This window comes from Solirubrobacter soli DSM 22325 (assembly GCF_000423665.1).
GTDB classification, from domain to species: domain Bacteria; phylum Actinomycetota; class Thermoleophilia; order Solirubrobacterales; family Solirubrobacteraceae; genus Solirubrobacter; species Solirubrobacter soli.
Genome location: NZ_AUIK01000027.1, coordinates 115,917 through 134,013 on the forward strand (window position 1 = coordinate 115,917; position 18,097 = coordinate 134,013).

An 18,097-nucleotide genomic window follows, 5' to 3' on the forward strand; every position below is an offset into this window, starting at 1 on the left:
CCGCGGGGTCGAGCGCCGTCGACTGCCGGACACCGAACACGGACGCGCCTGCGGGGGGAGTGCAGAACAGCCGCCCGCTCGCGCTCTCGGTCGCGAACCGACGCAGTCCGGCGTTCCGATCCACCGCGTCAGGTCCGACCGCGACGAGCACGTCGGCATCCGACTCGAACGGCCTCCGAAGAAACCACGACCGTTGGACCAGCCGGACCTCGGCGGCCGCGGAATCGCTCTCGTCCGCTCTTATCTCACCGGTCGGCTCGCTGAGGACGTCGATCGTGAACCACGGCCGCGTCACGTCCCGGTCGACCCAGACGATCTCGGTCACGTCAGGCCGTCAGGAAGCTCGGGTTGGAGTCCTTGCGCTCCTTCTGCACTCCCGGGAAGACGGCGTTGAAGTCGCGGAAGAGCGCCTTGTAGTTGCCGGGGATCCGGTACTCCTTCTTCTGGAAGAGGTCCGGGAGCTCCTCCATCTCGGTCACGCCGGCCCAGCCGTCCGGGAGGGCGAGGGCGTAGTACGGGTGTGAAGCGCCGTCGACGGTTACGACGTTGATGGGCGAGCCCGCGAGCTTGGCCGCGTAGACGCGGTGGATGCCGTCATTGATCAGCCAGACGTCGCGGCCGTCGGGCTCCGTGGAGCGCTCGACGACCGGTGGCAGCAGAGGGATGCCGTCCAGGTACACGCCACCGTCGAGGGAGAAGACGTCGACCGCCTCGGAGAGCTTGAGGATGCGGCGGACGGTCGGCATCAGCACGTAGCGCTGGGCGGGCGTCAGGTCATCGGGGTCGAACGTCTGCACCTGCAGCGTGGCGTGCTCGTAGACCCGCGCGCCGTCGAAGCCCACGAGGCGGGTCTCGCGCAGGCGGGCGAGGAGTTCCTCAGTGTTGATCGGTTCGACGTGCACGCAGCAGCTGTTCCTTGGCGGCGAGCTCGCGGCCGAGCCAGAGACCGTGGGACGGGAGGCTCACGGCCATGTCGGCGGCGATCGCGTGGGCGATCCTATCGGCCCGATCGGACCGGTACTGCTTGATCAGGGCGCCTTCGAAGCGGTGCTCGGCGAGGATCTCGTCGCCGTCGAGCGACACCACGAAGTAGCCGTTCGGGTCCTCGTCCAACCCGCCTCGCGGGCGGCCGACGCGGGCGGCCGCGGCGGGGTAGCGGTCCGAGGCGGGATCGGCGCCGAGCGAGTGGCTGATCACGGTGATCGGGCCGATCGGCATCTCGACCGCGGCGGCGACGTGGCGCTGGATCGCCAGCAGCCCGTAGACGTTCAGCAGCCAGGCGGTCAGCAGGTTGTGGGCGCGATAGGTGGCGGTCAGCGTCAGGGCGCCCTGCGAGCGGCGGAAGAAGAGCGTGACCAGGCACGGGTTGCTGTGATCGCCGGGCAGGTCGTACGGGGTGTCCCAGAGCGAGATGTAGGCGTCGCGGGACTCCTCATTCGCACGCAGGCGCTCGATCGCCACGTCGAGCGTGTCCAGCCCGAAGTGCTCGCCGAGCCGGTTGCCGTAGGTGTAGTCGGCGCCGGCGAGGTCGGGGTCGAACATCCGGCGCTGGTAGGCGTGCAGCGCACCGAGATCGAAGCCGCGCTCCCGGAGCGCCTGCTCGTCGTCCTCGCGCGGCGCGGTGATCACGACCTTGGCGTTGAGCAGCTCCAGCCGGCCGCCCTTGACCGCGACGGGATGGCCGAAGCGCAGCGTCCGCTCGACGAGCTCGTCCCAGGCCTCGACGGGTGTGCGGCGGATCACCTGGTGGCCGGCGACCTCGGAGGGCGCGAACGCGTAGTCGTCGGGCAGCGCCGGGGGGATCTCGACCCGCACCCGCTCCTCGTCGCCGTCCGCGACCTGCAGCTCCGCCAGCGTGGCGAGCAGCGTCTCCTCCAGTCCGGGCGTCGAGAGCTTGCCGAGCCACCGGAAGCTCAGGCGCCGGCGCAGCCGCTCGGCGTCGAAGCCCTCGGTGACCGGGAACGTGCGCGACGTGCCGACCACCCGCCGCAGGGGCGCACCGAGCAGCTCGGTCTCCTCCAGCCCGTCCCGCAGGAACGCGTCGATCTCGTCGCACGTCGGGAGGTCGAGATCGGCGCCCAACGCGATCAGATGACGCACCTGCGGGTTGTAGAGCAGGTTGCAGAACATCGCGAACATGCCGTCGCCGTAGAGGTTGGCGGCGACGGCGATGCGGCTGCGGGCGGGATCGAGCACCTCGGACGGCAGCTTGCGCTCGACGGTGCGCCACGGCGACCAGAGGGTGATCAGCCCGACGTCGCCGTGCGGGTTGATCACCCGCAGGCGATCAGCGTGATACAGCGCGACGAAGGGCTTAGTTGCCGTTGACGGCATAGCGGCCGTAGCGCTCGGCGACGACCGTTGGGATGCGGGCGGTGATGCGGACGCCGTCCGGGGTGTCCTCGCGCTCCATCTCGCCCGCGAGGTGGTGGAGCTCGTTGATCAGCCCGCCCTGGGAGAACGGGACGAGCAGCTCGACGTCCGAGAGGGTCTTCTCGAACTCGGCCACGATCCGCTCGCGCAGGTCCTCCAGCCCTTCGCCGGTGACCGCGGAGACGAGCGCGGCGTCGGGGTGGCGGAAGCTCAGCTCGCGGCGGCGCTCGTCGTCGAGGATGTCGGCTTTGTTGAGGACGAGCATCCGGGGACTCGAGCCCGCGTCGATCTCCTCCAGCACGTCCTCCACGGCCCGTGTCATGGCGACGAGCTCCTCCTCGTCGGCGGAGGCGTCGACGACGTGCAGCACGAGGTCGGCGAGCTTGGTCTCCTCCAGCGTCGCCGCGAACGCGTCCACGAGCTGATGCGGCAGCTTGCGGATGAAGCCGACGGTGTCGGTCATCAGGAACGTGCGGCCGTGGAGCAGGAGCGTGCGGGTCGTCGGGTCCAACGTGTGGAACAGGCGGTCGCGGACGCCGACCTCTGAGCCGGTGAGCGCGTTGAGCAGCGTCGACTTGCCGGCGTTGGTGTAGCCCGCGAGCGCGACGTTGGGCAGGTGCGCCCGCTCACGCTCGGCGCGCTGGGTCGCGCGGGTGGACTTGACCTGCTCGAGCCGGCGGCGCAGGACCGTGATGCGGTCGCGCGCCAGGCGGCGGTCGGTCTCGATCTGCGACTCGCCGGGGCCGCGGGTGCCGATGCCGCCCACGCCGCGGCCGGCGCCGAGACGCTCCAAGTGCGTCCACAGGCCGCGCATGCGGGCCATGTTGTATTCGAGCTGGGCCAGCTCGACCTGCATCTTGCCCTCGGCCGTGTGGGCGTGGCCGGCGAAGATGTCGAGGATCACCGCGGTGCGGTCGAGCACCGGGACGTCGAGCGCGGCCTCGAGGTTGCGCTGCTGGCGCGGGGTCAGCTCGTCGTCGGCGACGACGAGGTTCGCGTCGGCAGGTTTGAGGAGCGCCTTGAGCTCCTCGACCTTGCCCGAGCCGAGGTAGTGGTTCGGATGCGGCTTGTCGAGCTTCTGGCTGAGCGCGCCGACGGTCGCCACACCGGCGGTGCGCAGCAGCTCCTTGAGCTCCGCGAGGTCTTCATGTTCCTGCGTGGCCGCGATGCAATACGCGCGCTGCCTGGCGCGGCCATTTCCCGATTGTTCCAAGGCTGATCATTCTAGAGTCTGGTCCCGTGCCCGTCGCGGAGCGCCTCGCGGCGCGGACCCTGGAACTGATCGACATCCCGAGCGAGTCGTACGGGGAGGCCGCGGTCGCCGCGCACGTCGCCGACGTCCTGCGCGCCGGCGGGGCCGAGGTGCGCGACCTGGGCGATTCCTGCGTGCTCGCGCAGCCTCCGGGCACGTCGCCGCGCGTGCTGCTCGCGGGCCACCTGGACACGGTCCCGGCGCAGGACAACATCCCCGGCCGACTGGATTCGAACCGCGTTCACGGGCTCGGCGCGTCCGACATGAAGGGCGCGTGCGCGGTGATGCTCGAGCTGGTGCTCGCGGGCGCGCCGTACGCCGCGCTGTTCTTCCCGCGCGAGGAGCTGCCGTCCACCGAGTCCTCGTTGACGCCGCTGCTGGAGCGCGTCTCCTTCGACTACGACTTCGTCGTCGTGATGGAGCCGACCGACAACGAGCTGCACGCGGGCTGCGTCGGCAACATCAACGCGACCTGGGAGTTCCGCGGGCGCTCCGGCCACTCCGCCCGCCCCTGGCAGGCCGAGAACGCGATCACCGCCGCCGCGCTCGGCATCGCCACGCTCGCCAGCTCGCCGATCCAGCCCGTGTCCTTCGAGGGGCTGACGTTCTTCGAGGTCGCGTCGGTGACGAAGGTCAACGGCGGCATCGCGATGAACGTGATCCCGGAGAGCTGCACCGCGCACGTCAACTTCCGCTACGCCCCCGGACGCACCCCGGATGAGGCGGAGGCGCGCCTGCACGAGCTCACGGGCGGCCTCGGCGAGCTGACGGTCACGGGCAACTCGGGCTCGGGCGCCGTCGCCGCCGGGCACCCGCTGGCGCGCAAGCTGATCGAGACCGGCTCGCTGCACGTCGCGCCGAAGCAGGCGTGGACGCCGGTGGCGGAGTTCGCCGCGGCCGGCTTTCCCGCCGTCAACTTCGGCCCGGGCGCGACGGCGCGGGCCCATCGGCGCGACGAGTCGATCGAGATCGCCGCGCTGCTGCGCTCCTACGAGGTCCTGGAGGCCTTCGCTTCATGACCGTCCGTCTGAACCCCGTTCTGGCCGGCCTCGCGAAGTACCCGTTCACTCGGCTCGACGAGGCCAAGGCGCGACTGCGCGCCGCGGGGGTCGAGCTGCTGGACTTCGGGGTCGGCGAGCCGCGCGAGGAGACGCCCGCGTTCATCCGCGAGGCCTTCGCGGCGGCGATCACGCCGCTGGCGCCCTACCCGCTCGCGGTCGGCCTGCCGGAGCTGCGCGTGGCGATCGCGGACTGGGCCGCTCGCCGGTTCGGCGCGACGCTCGACCCGGACACCGACGTGATCCCGACGCTCGGCTCCAAGGAGGCGGTGTTCGCGCTCGCGAACGTCTTCGACGGCGAGGTCGTGGCCGTGCCGACGCCGTCCTACCCGGTCTACGACCGCGGTGCCGCCTTCGCGGGCAAGCGGGTGCTCGAGCTGCCGCTGACCGAGTCAGGCGGCTGGCTGCCGGACCTCGAGAGCGTCGACTGGACCGGGGTCGGCGTGCTCTGGCTCAACTATCCGAACAACCCGACCGGTGCCCGCGCGCCGCTCGCGTTCTACGAGCGAGCCGCCGAACTGGCGCGCGAGCACGGCTTCGTGCTCGCGTCGGACGAGGCGTACTCCGAGCTCTACTTCGCGGGCGAGCCGCCGGTCAGCGCGCTGCAGGTGCGCGACCGCTCGCACGTCGCGGTCTTCAACACGCTGTCGAAGCGCTCGTCGATGCCGGGCTACCGCTCCGGGTTCGTCGCCGGCGACCCCGAGATCGTCGCCGCGCTGAAGAAGTACCGGCCGAACGTCGGCGTGGCGCCGCTGGAGGTCGTCCAGCGCGCGGCGATCGCGGCATGGGGCGACGAGGCGCACGTCGCCGAGGTGCGCGACCGCTACCGGGCCAAGCGCGAGGCGCTCCTCCCCACGCTCGAGGCGATCGGGCTGCGCGACGCGGGCGGCGACGCGACGTTCTTCCTCTGGATGGACGCGGGCGATCGGGCCGACGCGCTCGCCGCGCGCTGGTTGGAGGCGGGCGTGGTCGTGGCGCCCGGATCGTTCTTCGGTGCGCCGAACTACCTGCGCATCGCGCTCGTGCCGACGCCGGAGGCGTGCGCGCGGGCGGCCGCGATCATCCGCGACCTTGCCTGAGGAGCTGTATCGGGACCGCGGGCGAGCCGAGTCGTTCGGGTCGATCGCCAGGCTCTATGACCGCTATCGCCCGGCGCCGGCGCCCGAGTTCATCGCCGAGCTGCTCGCGCTGCGGCCGGCGAAGGTGCTCGACATCGGCTGCGGGACGGGCAAGGTCGCGCGAGCGCTCACCGGGCTGGACGTCCTCGGTGTCGAGCTCGACGAGCGGATGGCTTCAATCGCCCGCGAGCACGGCGTCGACGTCGAGGTCTCGGCGTTCGAGACCTGGGACGACCGCGGCCGGACCTTCGACCTGATCACCTGCGGCGACGCCTGGCACTGGATCGACCCGGCCCGCGGCTGGCGCAAGATCGGCCGCGTGCTGCGGCCTGGTGGGACGGTCGCGCGGTTCTGGAACCACAACGAGATCGCCGAGCCGGTGCGGACGGCGCTGCGCGAAGTCTTCGAACGCGTGATCCCCGAGATCGATCATTCCGGCGGCAAGCGACACGGCGCGCCGGGCGACGACCCGCGCGTCGACCACCGCTCCTACCCCTGGGAGCGCACCTACACCGCCGACGAGTGGGTCGCGCTGATCTCCACCTACAGCGTCAACCAGACGCTGGAGCCCAGCCGGTTGGCCGAGCTCCAGCGTGGCCTGCACGACGCGATCACCGCCCACGGCGGGACCGTCGTCGTGCACGGCGCGACCGACGTCAGCTGGTCGCGGGCCGCACCGCACTGAACGGCCGGAGCATCGCCGCCAGGCCGGCCACGAGGGCGGCGCCGAGGACCGCGGCGAAGATCAGCAGCGCGACGCGCGGCTCGACGTGCTGGGTGAGGACGCCGAGGCCGACGACCGGCACCGCGAGCCCGATGTAGCCGGCGAGGAACAGGCCCGCGAGCGCCTCGGCGCGGCGGGCGGGCTCGGCGACGGCGATGACGGTGCCGACGGCGCCCTTGAAGACGCTGCCGGCGCCGGCGCCGAACGCGACGCCGCCGATCAGGAACAGCGCGAGGCTCGGGGTCGGCAGCCACAGGGCGAGCACGACGAGCGCCAGGCCGGCGAGGGTCACGACGGTGCCGTTGGCGACGAGCTCGCGACGCGGGCGGCGCGCCAGCGCGACCTGCACGACGGCCGCGGAGGCGAACACGATGAACGCGGCCGCGCCGGCGAGCGCCTTCGACGGGTGGTGCAGCGACTGCGCCAGGAACGTGGGCGCCAGCGAGGTGAACAGGCCGAACGCGGCGAAGCCGACGGCGGCGCCGAGCGCGGCCCCGAAGTACTCGCCGCGGGCGGACGCGGGGACCGACACGCGCTGCGGGCGGTAGGCGGGACGCGGCGTCGGGGCGCTGCGCGTCTCCGGCGTGGCTGCGACGACCGCCATCGCGAGCAGCAGCGCGGCGAGGCCGACGACGTACGGGACGGTCAGCGGGCTGTCGACCCACTGGGCGAGGACGCCGGCGACCAGCGCGCCGGTGCCGATGCCGCCGATGTTGGCCGCGACGCCGACGATCTCGGCGCGACGCGCGTTCGCGTCCGGGCGGGCGCCGGCGTGCAGCTCGGCGATCCAGGCGGTCGCGGTCGCGGTGACGGCGCCGACGGCGAGGCCGTTGAGCACGCGGGCGACGAGCAGCCCGGGCAGGTCGCGCCAGACGACGAAGGAGACGGCGGTGACCGCCGCTAAGGCCAGACCCGGGAGCAGTACGCGCTTGCGTCCATAGACGTCGGAGAGGTGGCCGACGAGGAACAGGGAGATCGTCACGCCGACGGCGTAGGCGGCGAAGACGGCGGTGATCGTGAGCGCTCCGAAGCCGTCGCGCGCGGCATACAAGCCGTACAGCGGCGTGGGGAATGCGGAGTACGCCATCACGACCATCAACGCGAACGCGATCGCCCAGAACCCGCGGTCGTGGTTGAGGAGCTTGGTCATGACACCACTATTGCTCACGCAACCATCGCGATCAACGCATGTTCGCGCTATCTGCCATCGCGTATCGTGATGGGTCTCATGGAGCTGCGTCAGTTCGAGGCGTTCGTCGCCGCCGCCGAGGAAGGCGGCATCACCCGCGCGGCGGATCGGTTGCACGTCGTCCAGTCCGCGGTGTCGGCGTCGCTGCGCCGGCTCGAGGCCGAGCTCGGGACGCCGTTGTTCGAACGCCACGCCCGCGGGGTGCAACTGACCGACGCCGGGCGTGCGCTCCTCCCCCACGCCCGCGCGGCGCTCGGCGCCGCCGAGGCGGCGCGTGAGGCCGTCGACGCGGTCCGCGGCGGGCTGCGCGGCGTCGTGCGGCTCGGGATCATGCAGTCGCAGTCCTCACGCGTGAGCGTGCCGGGGATCCTGCGCGAGTTCCGCGACCTGCATCCGGGCGTCGAGCTGCGCGTCGGGCACGGCAGCGGCGGGTCGGTGGAGATGGCGGGGCAGGTCGCGGAGGGCCTGCTCGACATCGCGTTCGTCGCGCTCCGGGAGCCGCCGGCCGGGGTCGAGCTCACGCCGCTGGCGGCGGAGTCGATCGCGCTGATCTGCCCGCGCGAGCATCGGCTCGCTTCCGCGCCCTCGGTGGAGCTCGCCGACCTCGTGGGCGAGCCGATCGCCGAGACGCCGCCCGGCTGGGGCACGCGGATCATCTCCGAGCGCGCGTTCGCAGCGGCCGGGCTCGAGCGCACGCCGGCGTTCGAGATCAACGACATCCAGACGATCCTCGACCTGGTCCGCAACGGCCTCGCGGTGGCGTTGCTGCCCGCGGCGTTCGTGCTCGACGACGACTCGTTGGCCGCGATCCCGGTCCGGGGCGCCGACATGACGTTCGAGATCGTCCTCGCGCGGCCGTCCGGCCGCCGCCTGGGCGCGGCGGCGGAGGCGCTCGGCGAGCTGATCGTCAGTCGTTCGCGTGCAGGGCGGCGTTGAGCCCGGCCCAGTTGCCGGAGCGCGGCAGCGCCTCGACCGTCCCGGTCTTGGAGTTGCGGCGGAACAGCAGGCCGTTGGCGTGGTTGAGGTCGCGGCCCTTGACGACCTCGCCGTCGGGCAGCGTGATCAGCGTCCCCGCCGTGACGTAGAGGCCGGCCTCGACGGTGCAGTCGTCGCCGAGGCTGATGCCGATGCCCGCGTTGGCGCCGAGCAGGCAGCGCTCGCCGATGCTGATGACCTCGTTGCCGCCGCCGCTCAGCGTGCCCATGATGCTGCTGCCGCCGCCGACGTCCGATCCGTCGCCGACGACGACGCCCGCGGAGATGCGGCCCTCGACCATCGAGTGGCCGAGCGTCCCAGCGTTGAAGTTCACGAAGCCCTCGTGCATGACCGTGGTGCCGTCGGCGAGGTGGGCGCCGAGGCGCACGCGATCGGCGTCGGCCACGCGGACGCCGCTCGGCGTCACGTAGTCGGTCATCCGCGGGAACTTGTCGAGGCTGAAGACCTGGACCGCGATGTTGCGCCGGCGCGCGTCGAGCAGCACGTCGGTCAGGTTCGCGGGATCGACGGGACCGAGGTTCGTCCAGGCGACGTTCGGCAGGACGCCGAAGATGCCGTCGAGGTTGATGCTGCGCGGCTTGACCAGGCGGTGGCTGAGGAGGTGGAGCCGCAGGTAGGCGTCGGCGGTGTCCTGTGGCGGCGCGTCCAGGTCCTCGATGACCGTCAGGACGGCCTTCTGGGTCACCCCGCGCAGCTCGTCCGGGGTGTCCGGGAAGGCGAGCGCGTCCGCGGGCGTGCCGTCCAGTCGCGGGTCCGGATAGAAGACCTCGAGGACCTTGTCGCCGCTGTATGTCGCGATTCCCGCGCCCCAGGCCTTCATTTCTTCTCCTTGAACGAATCCACGTGGTCGGCCGCGAAGGCATCGATGGTGCGCGGGTCGCGGTCCAAGACGTCCTTGACGCCGGACGTGACCATCTGGGCGCCGCCTGAGGCATAGACCTCGAACAGCTCCTTCAGGCCTTCCGCGTTCCAGGGCGGGACGCCCGCGCGGACCAGCTCGCGCTTGAGCGTCTCGATCGGGATCTCCTCGACCTCGATGTCGCGCCCGGCGGCCTTGAACACCCGCTTGGCCTGGTCGCGGTAGGAGACCGCCTCGGGGCCGCTCAGGCCGTAGGCCTTGCCCTCATGGCCGTCGGTCGTGAGCGCGACCGCGGCGACCTCGGCGACGTCGCGCGCGTCGACGATGCTGAACGCCGCGTCGGGGACCGGCGAGTAGAAAGTGTTGTTCAGGACGCGGTTGCCCCAGGCGAGCGTGTTCTGCATGAAGCCCGTCGGCCGCAGGAGCGTCCACGCCATCCCGGACTCCTTGAGCGCCTGCTCGACCTTGGCGTGCGTGCGGGCGAAGCGCTGGGGCGCCTCCGGACTGGCGCCGATCACGCTCAGCTTGACGATGTGCTTGACCCCGGCGTCCTTGGCCGTCTCCAGGAACGCCTGCTCGAACTCCGACTGCATCGGGCTGATCGGGCTCACGAGGTAGGCGCGTTCGACGTCCTCGAGCGCCGCGGTCAGCGTCCGCGGGTCACCCAGGTCACCCGTCGTGGGCTCGAAGCCGAGGTCGCGCAGGTGGTGGGCCTTGGTCTCGTCGCGGACGAGGGCACGGGCCTCGGCGCCGCGGGCCTTGAGCGCACGCAGGACCTCCATCCCGGTCGTGCCGGTCGCTCCGGTCACCAGCAGCATCTACTCGGCCTCCATGTCGTGAATGAACTCCTCGCTCAGCTCGCCGCGGTAGATCGGCTTCGCCCACCCCGTCAGGTCCACGTGCAGGGACTCGTCGACGTCGACCGTCAGCTCGCCGCCGTCCAGGTGGACCGTGACGGGCGAGTCGCCGCCTCTCAGCACGTGGGCGACCGCCGCTCCGGACGCCCCGGTGCCGCTCGAGAGCGTCTCGCCGACGCCGCGCTCGAAGATCCGGGCGCGGATCGCGTCCGGTGCGATCTCATGCCAGAAGCTGACGTTGGTGCGGTTGGGGAAGATGGCGGCGTTCTCGATGTGTGGGCCGAGCGTCTGCAGGTCGATCGCATCCGGGTCCGGGACGCGGATCGCGCACTGCGGGTTGCCGATCGCGACGTGCTGGAAGCGGAACGTCTGCCCGTTCGCTTCGAGTTCGCCCTGTCCGTCCGCGGGTCCTCCCGGAAAGTTGGCAGATGTCAGGTGCGCGCGCCCCATGTCGACCGTGCACGTGGTCGGGCTCGTGATCGTCGGGCGGATCTCGCCGGCCTTGGTCTCGATGCTGAACGTGTCGGCCTCGGTCCAGCCGCTGCGCCGGAGATAGAGGATCGCCTCGCGGGCGCCGTTGCCGGAGAGCTCCGCCTCGCTGCCATCGGGATTGAAGATCGTGAGCTTGGCGATGAACCCGGCCTGCGTCGGCTTGTCGAGCACGAGCACGCCGTCCGCGCCCGGCCCGAAATGCGGGTCGCACAGGCGCCGGATCGCGGCCGGGGTCAGGCGCTGCTCCTCGAGGATGAGGTAGTCGTTGCCCAGGGCTTGCCACTTCTCGAACCGCATTCTTGGCGTTAGATCATGGCGACCAGCTCGGAGGCCACGTCCTCCGGCGTGCGGTTCGTGGTGTCGATCAGGTGCGCGCCGGGCAGCTTTCGCAGCCATGTGACCTGGCGCTTGGCGTACTGCCGGGTCTTGGTCTTCATCGCCGCGACGTCGTCGTCGAGCAGCTCGTCGAAGCCGAGCGCGCGGCGGGCCGTGATGCTCGCGCCCGCCTCGTCGGCTCGCCGGACCTCCTCGCGCGCGCCGTTGGCGAGCATCTCGTCGATCCGGCGGTCGATCTTGTGTCTGAGCGCCTCGCGGTCCATCGTCAGCGCCGCCAGCAGCGTCGGGTGGCGGGTATGGCTGGTCCACAGCTGGCTCGACGCCGTGTGCGGCTCGTGGCCGGCGTCGATCAGTTCCAGGGAGCGCAGGATGCGCTGGCGGTCGGTCGGCTCGATGGTGTCGCGTGCCGCTTCGGGCAGCAGCGCGTGCAGCGCCTGGATCGGCCGGTCGTCGGCCGCCCAGCGGGCGCGGATCTCCGCGGGGACGGGCGGGCGCAGGTCGAGCTCCGCGAGCGCCGCGCGGAGATACAGGCCGGTGCCGCCGACGACGATCGGGCGCCGGCCTTGGTCGAGGAGCTCGTCGATCTCCCCGTGTGCCCGTTTCGCATACGCCCCGGCCGAGAACGTCTCGGTGATCGGCACGAAACCGAGCAGCCGGTGCTCGAGCCGCGCCTGCTCGCTCGCATCGGCCGCTCCGGTCAGGACCGGCAGGCCCTCGTAGACCTGGAGCGCGTCGGCCGACACCGCGACCGGGTCCTCCCCTCGCTCGCGCAGTGCGTCCGCGAGGGCGATCGCGACCGCCGTCTTCCCCACCCCGGTGGGGCCGAACACGGCGATCACCTGGGGCGGCTCCGGCACGGCGAAGCAGTATGGCCGCGCGTCGCTGCGCAGTATCGTCAGCGAGACCATGGGCGTCCGCATCGGCACCGGCCTCTCGACCGTCCCGGACGCCCGGACGGCGGCGCTGGAGGCTGCCTCGGCCGCCGCGCACGAGCTCGGCGGGCTGCCGTGTGAGCTCGCGCTCGTGTTCGTGTCCGGCGGCATCCTCTCCGCTCCGGACGCCGTGCTCGAAGCAGTACACGAGATCCTCGCGCCCGACAGCCTGATCGGCTGCGGCGGCGGCGGCGTGATCGGCCACGGGCGCGAGATCGAGAGCGGTGCGGCGGTGTCCGTCTTCGCCGCCTCGCTCGACGAGGGCAGCGCGAGCGCGTTCCACGCGACCGTCGAGGAGATCGAAGAGGGCACCGGCGCGCTGACCGGGATGGCCGACCTCTCCGGCGCGGACGGCGCGATCCTGCTCGCCGACCCCGTGACCTTCCCGACCGACGCCGTGCTGCGCTTTCTCAGCGAGTCCGCGCCGATGCTGCCGCTGCTCGGCGGGCTCGCGTCCGGCCGCACGTCCGATGACGAGACCGTGCTGTTCATCGGCGAGGACGTCGTCACCGAAGGCGCCGTGGGCGTGCGGCTCGACGGCGTCGAGGTGCTGCCGATGGTCTCCCAAGGCGCGACGCCCCTCGGCCCCGAGCTGACCATCACCGCCGGCGAGGGTCACGTCATCGGCGAGCTCGCCGGCAAGCCCGCGCTGGAGAAGCTCCGCGAGACGATCGAAGAGCTCCCGCCCGAGGACCTCCGCCTCGTCCAGGGCGGCCTGCTGGTCGGGATCGTCGTCGACTCCAACAAGCCCGACTACGTCCAAGGAGATTTCCTCGTGCGCGGCCTGGTCGGCGCGGACCCCGAGACCGGACAGGTGGCCGTCGCCGCCGACGTGCACCCCGGCCAGGTCGTCCGCCTGCACGCCCGCGACGCCGAGAGCGCCGACCGCGACCTCCGTGAGGCCTTGTCGATCCGCATGACCGCGTTGGGCGGCCGGACCCCGGCCGGCGCGCTCGTGTTCGCCTGCAACGGCCGCGGCCGCTCGATGTTCGGCCGCGCCGACCACGACGCCGAGGCGGTCGCCGACGCGCTGGACGGCGCGCCGGCGGCGGGCTTCTTCGCCGCGGGCGAGATCGGCCCGGTCGGCGGCGGCTACTTCCTGCACTCGTTCACGGCGACCGTGGCGGTGTTCGCGTGAGGCTCGACGGCGCTCGGGTGCTCCTGACCGGCGCCACCGGCGGCCTCGGGCAGGCGATCGCCCGCGGGCTCGCCGCACGCGGGGCGTCCTTGACGCTGACCGGCCGGCGGGCCGAGGTGCTCGAGCCGCTGGCGGCGGAGGTCGGCGGGCGCGTGATCGTGTCCGACCTCGCGCAGGCCGACGCGCCGGCGCGGCTGCTCGCCGAGGCGGGTGAGATCGACGTGCTGGTCGCCAACGCGGGGCTGCCCGGGAGCGGGCGGCTGAATTCGTTCACGCCGGAGGAGATCGACCGCGCCCTCGACGTCAACCTGCGCGCGCCGATGCTGCTCGCGCACGGGCTGACCGAGTCGATGGTCGCCCGCGGCCACGGCCACCTGCTCTTCATGTCGTCGCTCTCCGGCCGGGCGGCCTCCCCCGGCACCTCCGTCTACGCCGCGACGAAGTTCGGCCTGCGCGGCTTCGCGCTGGCGCTCCGCGAGGACCTCGCCCCCAAGGGCGTCGGCGTCTCCGTGATCCTCCCGGGCTTCATCAGCGACGCGGGCATGTTCGCCGAGTCCGGCGCCAAGCTCCCGCCCTACGTCGGCACGAAGCGGCCCGAGGACGTCGCCCGGGCCGTCGTGAAGGCGATCGAGTCCAACCGCGCCGAGCTCGACGTGGCCCCGCTGCCGCTCCGCGCCGGCGCGCACCTCGCCGCGCTCGCCCCGGGCCCGATCGGCACGATCCAGCGCAAGCTCGGCGCGACCGCGACCGCCGCCCAGTTCGAGAAGGGCCAGGCCGACAAGCGCTAGGCGCTGGCTCCGCCGACGGCCTCGAGGACCTCGTCGGCGAGCTTCGGGCCGTCCGCGTCGTCGAGTGGGGTCGCCTGGATGCGGACGATGACCTCCTGGGCGTCGAGCTCCTCGAGCACGATCGAGGGCTCGCCGCGGACCGGGGTCTCGAGGCCCGCGAGCATCGACTGCACCTCGCTCGGGCGGACGTCGGGGCGCAGGCGGGCGCGGAGGTCGACCGAGGCGGGCTCGCGCAGCGGGACGACCGCGGCCGAGAGGACGACGTTGTTGGGGACCATGATCTGATCGCCGCCACGGGCGAAGGTCGTGTAGAGCAGGCCGAGCGCCGACACGACGCCCTCGACCTGGCCGGCGAGGCCGCCGGCCTGCAGGCGGACCCGATCACCGACCTTGAAGGGGCGGACACCGATCAGGACGATCCCCGCGATCACGTTGCCGAGCGTCTGCTGGGCCGCGAGGCCGATGACCACCGCGGTGACGGCGGCCCCGCCCGCGAGCGTGCTCGGGTTCAGGCCGGCGACCCGCAGCGCGAGCAGCACGGCCACGACGATGAACACGAGCCGGATCAGGAATCCGGCGGTCCCGGCGGTCCCCGGGTCCATGCGCCGGAACAGCGTGGGCGCGGTGAAGCGGCCGAAGTCGCGGGCGACTGCCCAGCCGAGGATCACCATCGCGACGGCGGCGGCGACGCGCACCGGCGTGTCCACGCCGAAGATCCGCTCGCGCTCGCTGTAGATGCCGACGGTCAGGGCGAACAGCGGTACGAGGACCGCCAATTCCCACTTTGCGCGGCGGGCTCGTCGGGCGAGGTGAGGTCGTTGTAATCGCGGCACGCTCATTCCCAACACGAGCCGATGCGCCGGGTTTCAGTTCGTGTGACGGCAATCACAACTCGTTCACTTTTCGTCGACTACGCAGCGTAAGAGTCCTCCTCGAAGTCTCATCAGAACGAACGCGAGGAGGCAGGGAATGCGCGTGCTGCGCATCGGGACGCTCGGCGCGGTGGGTCTTGCGGCGTGTGCCGCGGCCGTCGCCGTGGGTCAGTCGGGTGGACCCGACAAGGCCGCCGACATCAAGGCGTCGATCGACATCTCCAAGCCGAAGAACATCATCCTGTTCATCGGTGACGGCATGGGCGAGCAGGAGGTCACCTCCGGCCGCTACTACGGCAAAGGTGCCGCCGGCCGCCTGAACATGGACGCGCTCAAGCTGCGCGGCGATGTCACGACCTACAACGTCGGCCCGGCTGCCCAGGCGCCGTATCCGCCCAACTACGTGCCGGACTCCGCGCCGACCGCGAGCGCCTGGTCGAGCGGCATCAAGACCCTCGACGGCCGCCTCGGCCAGGGCCCGAGCTCGGGCGTCACCGTCCCGGGCCAGAACTTCAAGACCTACATGGAGATCGCGCGCGACCGCGGCATGGCCACGGGCAACGTGTCCACCGCCGAGATCACCGACGCGACGCCCGCCGGCCCCTCGTCGCACATCTCCCAGCGTGGGTGCCAGGGCCCGAACGACACGCGCTCCGCGTGCCCGACCGAGACCAAGGCCGCGGGCGGCCTGGGCTCGATCGCCGAGCAGCAGGCCGACGAGAAGTTCGACGTCGTCCTCGGCGGCGGCCGCGCCCGCTACGCGCAGCCGCTCGATGCCGGTGGCACCAAGAACGTCATCGACTACGCCAAGGAGAAGGGCTACAAGTACGTGGCCACCAAGGACGAGATGAACGCCGTCACGTCGCTGGGCCAGGGCGAGCGCCTCCTGGGCCTCTTCCACGACTCGAACATGACGACCGAGTTCAACTCGCTGATCGCCTCCGACACGGGCGCCGGCTCGGCCACCACCAAGTGCACCCCGGCCAACCGCGGCACCGAGCCGTCCTTGAAGGAGATGACCGACAAGGCCATCAAGCTCCTGCAGGGCAACGCGAAGGGCTTCGTCCTGCAGGTCGAGGGCGCCTCGATCGACAAGCGCGACCACGCCGCCGACGCCTGCGGCCAGATCGGCGAGCTGCTCGGCATGGACGACGCGATCGGCGTCGCGCAGGAGTTCCAGCGCACGCACCCGGACACGCTGATCGTCGTCAGCGCCGACCACTCGCACACGAGCCAGATCATCCCGGTCACCCAGACCCCGCGCGGCGCCTACACGACGCTGCAGACGGTCGACGGCCAGCCGATCCGCATCTCCTACGGCACGGCCCCGGTCGCCGGCAGCCAGTCCCACACGGGCTCCACGGTCCCGGTCTTCGCCTCCGGCCCGCGCGCCGCGGACGTCGTCGGCACGATCGACCAGACCGAGCTGTTCCCGATCCTGACCAACACGCAGACGTCGCCCAACGGCGGCTCTGCCCCGGTCATCGTCGGCAGCGACGTCGGCGGCAACGTCCCCGCCACGCTCTCCCTCACGACGGCTCAGGGGAGCGCCACGTTCGCCCCTTTCGTCCCGGGCGCTGAGAAGGACTACACCGCCTCCCTGGTCACCAACGTGATCTCGTCGGCGGCCAATGCGACTCTCAGCGTCGCTGACACCAGCTCCATCGCCACCGGCCATCTCGTCAACGGCTCGTACTCGCTCGTCAAGGCGCTCGAGGCCAAGGTCGGCACCGGCGCCTACGCGCCCGTCGGCGGCGGCGCCGCGCCGACGACGCTGATCAACTGGACGGGCCCGGTCGCGAACGCGTCCACCACGATCGACTTCAAGCAGTCGATCGGCGGCACCGAGGCGCTGCGCACGGGCACCTACTCCAAGACGCTCACGCTGACCCTGAGCACGACCGCCCCGTAGGCGCGTCTCGCCGCGCCGCCCTCCGGGGTGGCGCGGCGTCAAAACAGGCTCCCCTGAACGACGCGCGCGGCACGCGCCGGCGCCGGCCCCTCGGGGCGGCGCGCGGCGTTGCCGCGGTGCGGGAAGCGGCTCGGGTACGTGCGCAGCGCCCACGGCGCCCCGGCGGCGAGCTCGATCTTGCGCTTGTCCGCCGGGGACACGTAGGCGCCCTTGGCGTACAGGCGCTCGTAGCGCGGCACGAGGTCCGGCCGGTGCTCGCGCAGCCAGTCGAAGTAGATGTCGCGGACGGCGCCGCGCAGGAACAGGGTCTGGCCGCCGATATAGGTCGCGTTCGCCTCGGTCGCCGCGTCGACGATCGCCTCGACCTGGTCGGGCGCGTCGTTGACGCCCGGCATCAGCGGCGCGATCAGGACGCCGCACGGAATGCCGGCCTCGTTGAGCGTGGCGACCGCGTCCAGGCGCGCCTTGGGATTGGGCGTGTGCGGCTCCGTGGCGCGCCAGGCCTTCTCGTCGAGCGTCGGGACCGACATGCACGCACTGACGTCGGTCACCGCGGCGATCTCCTGCAGCAGGTCCAGATCGCGCAGCAGCAGCGGCGACTTGGTCAGGATCGAGCACGGGTTGCGGAAGTCGCGCATCACCTCCCAGATGCCGCGCATGAGCTTGTAGCGGCCCTCGACCCACTGGTACGGGTCGGTGTTCGTTCCCAGCGCGATCGAGGCGCCACGCCACGAGGGGCGCGCGAGCTCCTTGCGCAGCACCTCGGGCACGTTGACCTTGACGATGATCTCGCGCTCGAAGTCCCGCCCCGCGTTGAGTTCCAGGTACTCGTGCGTCGGCCGCGCGAAGCAGTACACGCACGCGTGCGTGCAGCCGCGGTACGGGTTGATCGTCCACTCGAACGGGACCCGGCTCGTCCCCAGCGGGACGTGGTTGAGCGCCGACTTCGTCCGGACCTCGTGGAAGCGCATGTTTAGCGCCTCTGGCGCGTCGAAGCGCCGCACCACGGTGTCCCCCATCCCTGGCAGCCGGCCCTCGTCATCCGAACCTATGTTCTGCGATTCCCAGCGCATACGAACACATGTTCGCACGGTGGCCAGACGGAACAACAGAACTCGACCATTTGGCGGTGTATTCCGGTCGACCGGTCAGGGATACTCAGCGGGCGCCCACGCCACCGGCGGAGACGTTCACTCCCATC

17 protein-coding genes are annotated in these 18,097 nt (G+C 71.8%); 7 read left to right on the plus strand and 10 right to left on the minus strand.

The genetic code is table 11. The annotated features are described in order from the left end of the window. Positions 1-326: 326 nt before the first annotated feature. The 3 genes from G569_RS50615 to hflX are packed head-to-tail and all read right to left on the minus strand — an operon-like array spanning position 327 to position 3,586. Positions 327-902: a hypothetical protein gene (locus G569_RS50615; protein ID WP_053226802.1), complete on the minus strand. Its 576-nt coding sequence runs from the start codon at positions 900-902 to the stop codon at positions 327-329. Then, positions 877-2,334 (minus strand): thymidylate synthase, encoded by a 1,458-nt coding sequence (locus tag G569_RS0122210; RefSeq protein WP_028065048.1) that lies wholly within the window; start codon positions 2,332-2,334, stop codon positions 877-879. Before G569_RS0122210 ends, G569_RS50615 begins: the two co-directional genes overlap by 26 nt. Next, positions 2,315-3,586 (minus strand): GTPase HflX, encoded by a 1,272-nt coding sequence (hflX, locus tag G569_RS50620; protein WP_053226804.1) that lies wholly within the window; start codon positions 3,584-3,586, stop codon positions 2,315-2,317. Before hflX ends, G569_RS0122210 begins: the two co-directional genes overlap by 20 nt. Before the next feature lie 26 nt (positions 3,587-3,612). Here hflX and dapE point away from each other — a divergent pair, with 26 nt between their 5' ends. The 3 genes from dapE to G569_RS50630 are packed head-to-tail and all read left to right on the plus strand — an operon-like array spanning position 3,613 to position 6,486. Continuing rightward, on the plus strand, positions 3,613-4,644 hold the full coding sequence (dapE, locus tag G569_RS0122220) for a succinyl-diaminopimelate desuccinylase (protein WP_037498208.1): 1,032 nt from the start codon (positions 3,613-3,615) through the stop codon (positions 4,642-4,644). Further along, the gene (locus G569_RS50625; RefSeq protein WP_053226805.1) at positions 4,641-5,762 is read left to right on the plus strand and encodes a pyridoxal phosphate-dependent aminotransferase; all 1,122 of its coding nucleotides are present in this window, start codon (positions 4,641-4,643) and stop codon (positions 5,760-5,762) included. Before dapE ends, G569_RS50625 begins: the two co-directional genes overlap by 4 nt. Beyond that, positions 5,755-6,486, plus strand: coding sequence for a class I SAM-dependent methyltransferase (locus G569_RS50630; protein ID WP_053226806.1), 732 nt, complete (start codon positions 5,755-5,757; stop codon positions 6,484-6,486). Before G569_RS50625 ends, G569_RS50630 begins: the two co-directional genes overlap by 8 nt. On the opposite strand, the gene G569_RS50635 is transcribed toward G569_RS50630, so the two are convergent. Next, complete coding sequence (locus G569_RS50635) at positions 6,458-7,675, minus strand: MFS transporter (RefSeq protein ID WP_064750418.1); 1,218 nt, start codon at positions 7,673-7,675, stop codon at positions 6,458-6,460. The two genes, G569_RS50630 and G569_RS50635, sit on opposite strands and share 29 nt — an antisense overlap. Positions 7,676-7,753: 78 nt before the next feature. On the opposite strand from G569_RS50635, the gene G569_RS0122240 reads away from it, so the two are divergent. After that, on the plus strand, positions 7,754-8,650 hold the full coding sequence (locus G569_RS0122240; protein ID WP_028065050.1) for a LysR family transcriptional regulator: 897 nt from the start codon (positions 7,754-7,756) through the stop codon (positions 8,648-8,650). Here the strand turns inward: G569_RS0122240 and dapD are convergent. The 4 genes from dapD to miaA are packed head-to-tail and all read right to left on the minus strand — an operon-like array spanning position 8,622 to position 12,174. Beyond that, on the minus strand, positions 8,622-9,530 hold the full coding sequence (gene dapD, locus G569_RS0122245; protein WP_028065051.1) for a 2,3,4,5-tetrahydropyridine-2,6-dicarboxylate N-succinyltransferase: 909 nt from the start codon (positions 9,528-9,530) through the stop codon (positions 8,622-8,624). The genes G569_RS0122240 and dapD overlap by 29 nt on opposite strands. After that, complete coding sequence (locus G569_RS0122250; protein ID WP_028065052.1) at positions 9,527-10,387, minus strand: SDR family oxidoreductase; 861 nt, start codon at positions 10,385-10,387, stop codon at positions 9,527-9,529. The genes dapD and G569_RS0122250 overlap by 4 nt, the downstream gene beginning before the upstream one ends. Continuing rightward, complete coding sequence (gene dapF, locus G569_RS0122255) at positions 10,388-11,215, minus strand: diaminopimelate epimerase (RefSeq protein ID WP_028065053.1); 828 nt, start codon at positions 11,213-11,215, stop codon at positions 10,388-10,390. It lies immediately after the preceding gene. Between the two features lie 8 nt (positions 11,216-11,223). After that, positions 11,224-12,174 carry a tRNA (adenosine(37)-N6)-dimethylallyltransferase MiaA gene (miaA, locus tag G569_RS0122260; protein WP_245602534.1) on the minus strand — a complete coding sequence of 317 codons (951 nt, stop codon included), beginning with the start codon at positions 12,172-12,174 and terminating at the stop codon, positions 11,224-11,226. Here miaA and G569_RS0122265 point away from each other — a divergent pair. Continuing rightward, positions 12,161-13,324 (plus strand): FIST signal transduction protein, encoded by a 1,164-nt coding sequence (locus tag G569_RS0122265; protein WP_037498211.1) that lies wholly within the window; start codon positions 12,161-12,163, stop codon positions 13,322-13,324. The two genes, miaA and G569_RS0122265, sit on opposite strands and share 14 nt — an antisense overlap. Beyond that, positions 13,321-14,112: an SDR family NAD(P)-dependent oxidoreductase gene (locus G569_RS0122270; RefSeq protein WP_028065055.1), complete on the plus strand. Its 792-nt coding sequence runs from the start codon at positions 13,321-13,323 to the stop codon at positions 14,110-14,112. The genes G569_RS0122265 and G569_RS0122270 overlap by 4 nt, the downstream gene beginning before the upstream one ends. Here G569_RS0122270 and G569_RS58640 read toward each other — a convergent pair. Then, on the minus strand, positions 14,109-14,888 hold the full coding sequence (locus G569_RS58640; protein ID WP_028065056.1) for a mechanosensitive ion channel domain-containing protein: 780 nt from the start codon (positions 14,886-14,888) through the stop codon (positions 14,109-14,111). The genes G569_RS0122270 and G569_RS58640 overlap by 4 nt on opposite strands. A 193-nt stretch (positions 14,889-15,081) precedes the next feature. On the opposite strand from G569_RS58640, the gene G569_RS50645 reads away from it, so the two are divergent. Beyond that, the gene (locus tag G569_RS50645; RefSeq protein ID WP_053226807.1) at positions 15,082-16,896 is read left to right on the plus strand and encodes an alkaline phosphatase; all 1,815 of its coding nucleotides are present in this window, start codon (positions 15,082-15,084) and stop codon (positions 16,894-16,896) included. Positions 16,897-16,934: 38 nt separating this feature from the next. On the opposite strand, the gene G569_RS50650 is transcribed toward G569_RS50645, so the two are convergent. Next, positions 16,935-17,969, minus strand: coding sequence for a radical SAM protein (locus G569_RS50650; RefSeq protein WP_053226808.1), 1,035 nt, complete (start codon positions 17,967-17,969; stop codon positions 16,935-16,937). Positions 17,970-18,097: the final 128 nt, after the last annotated feature.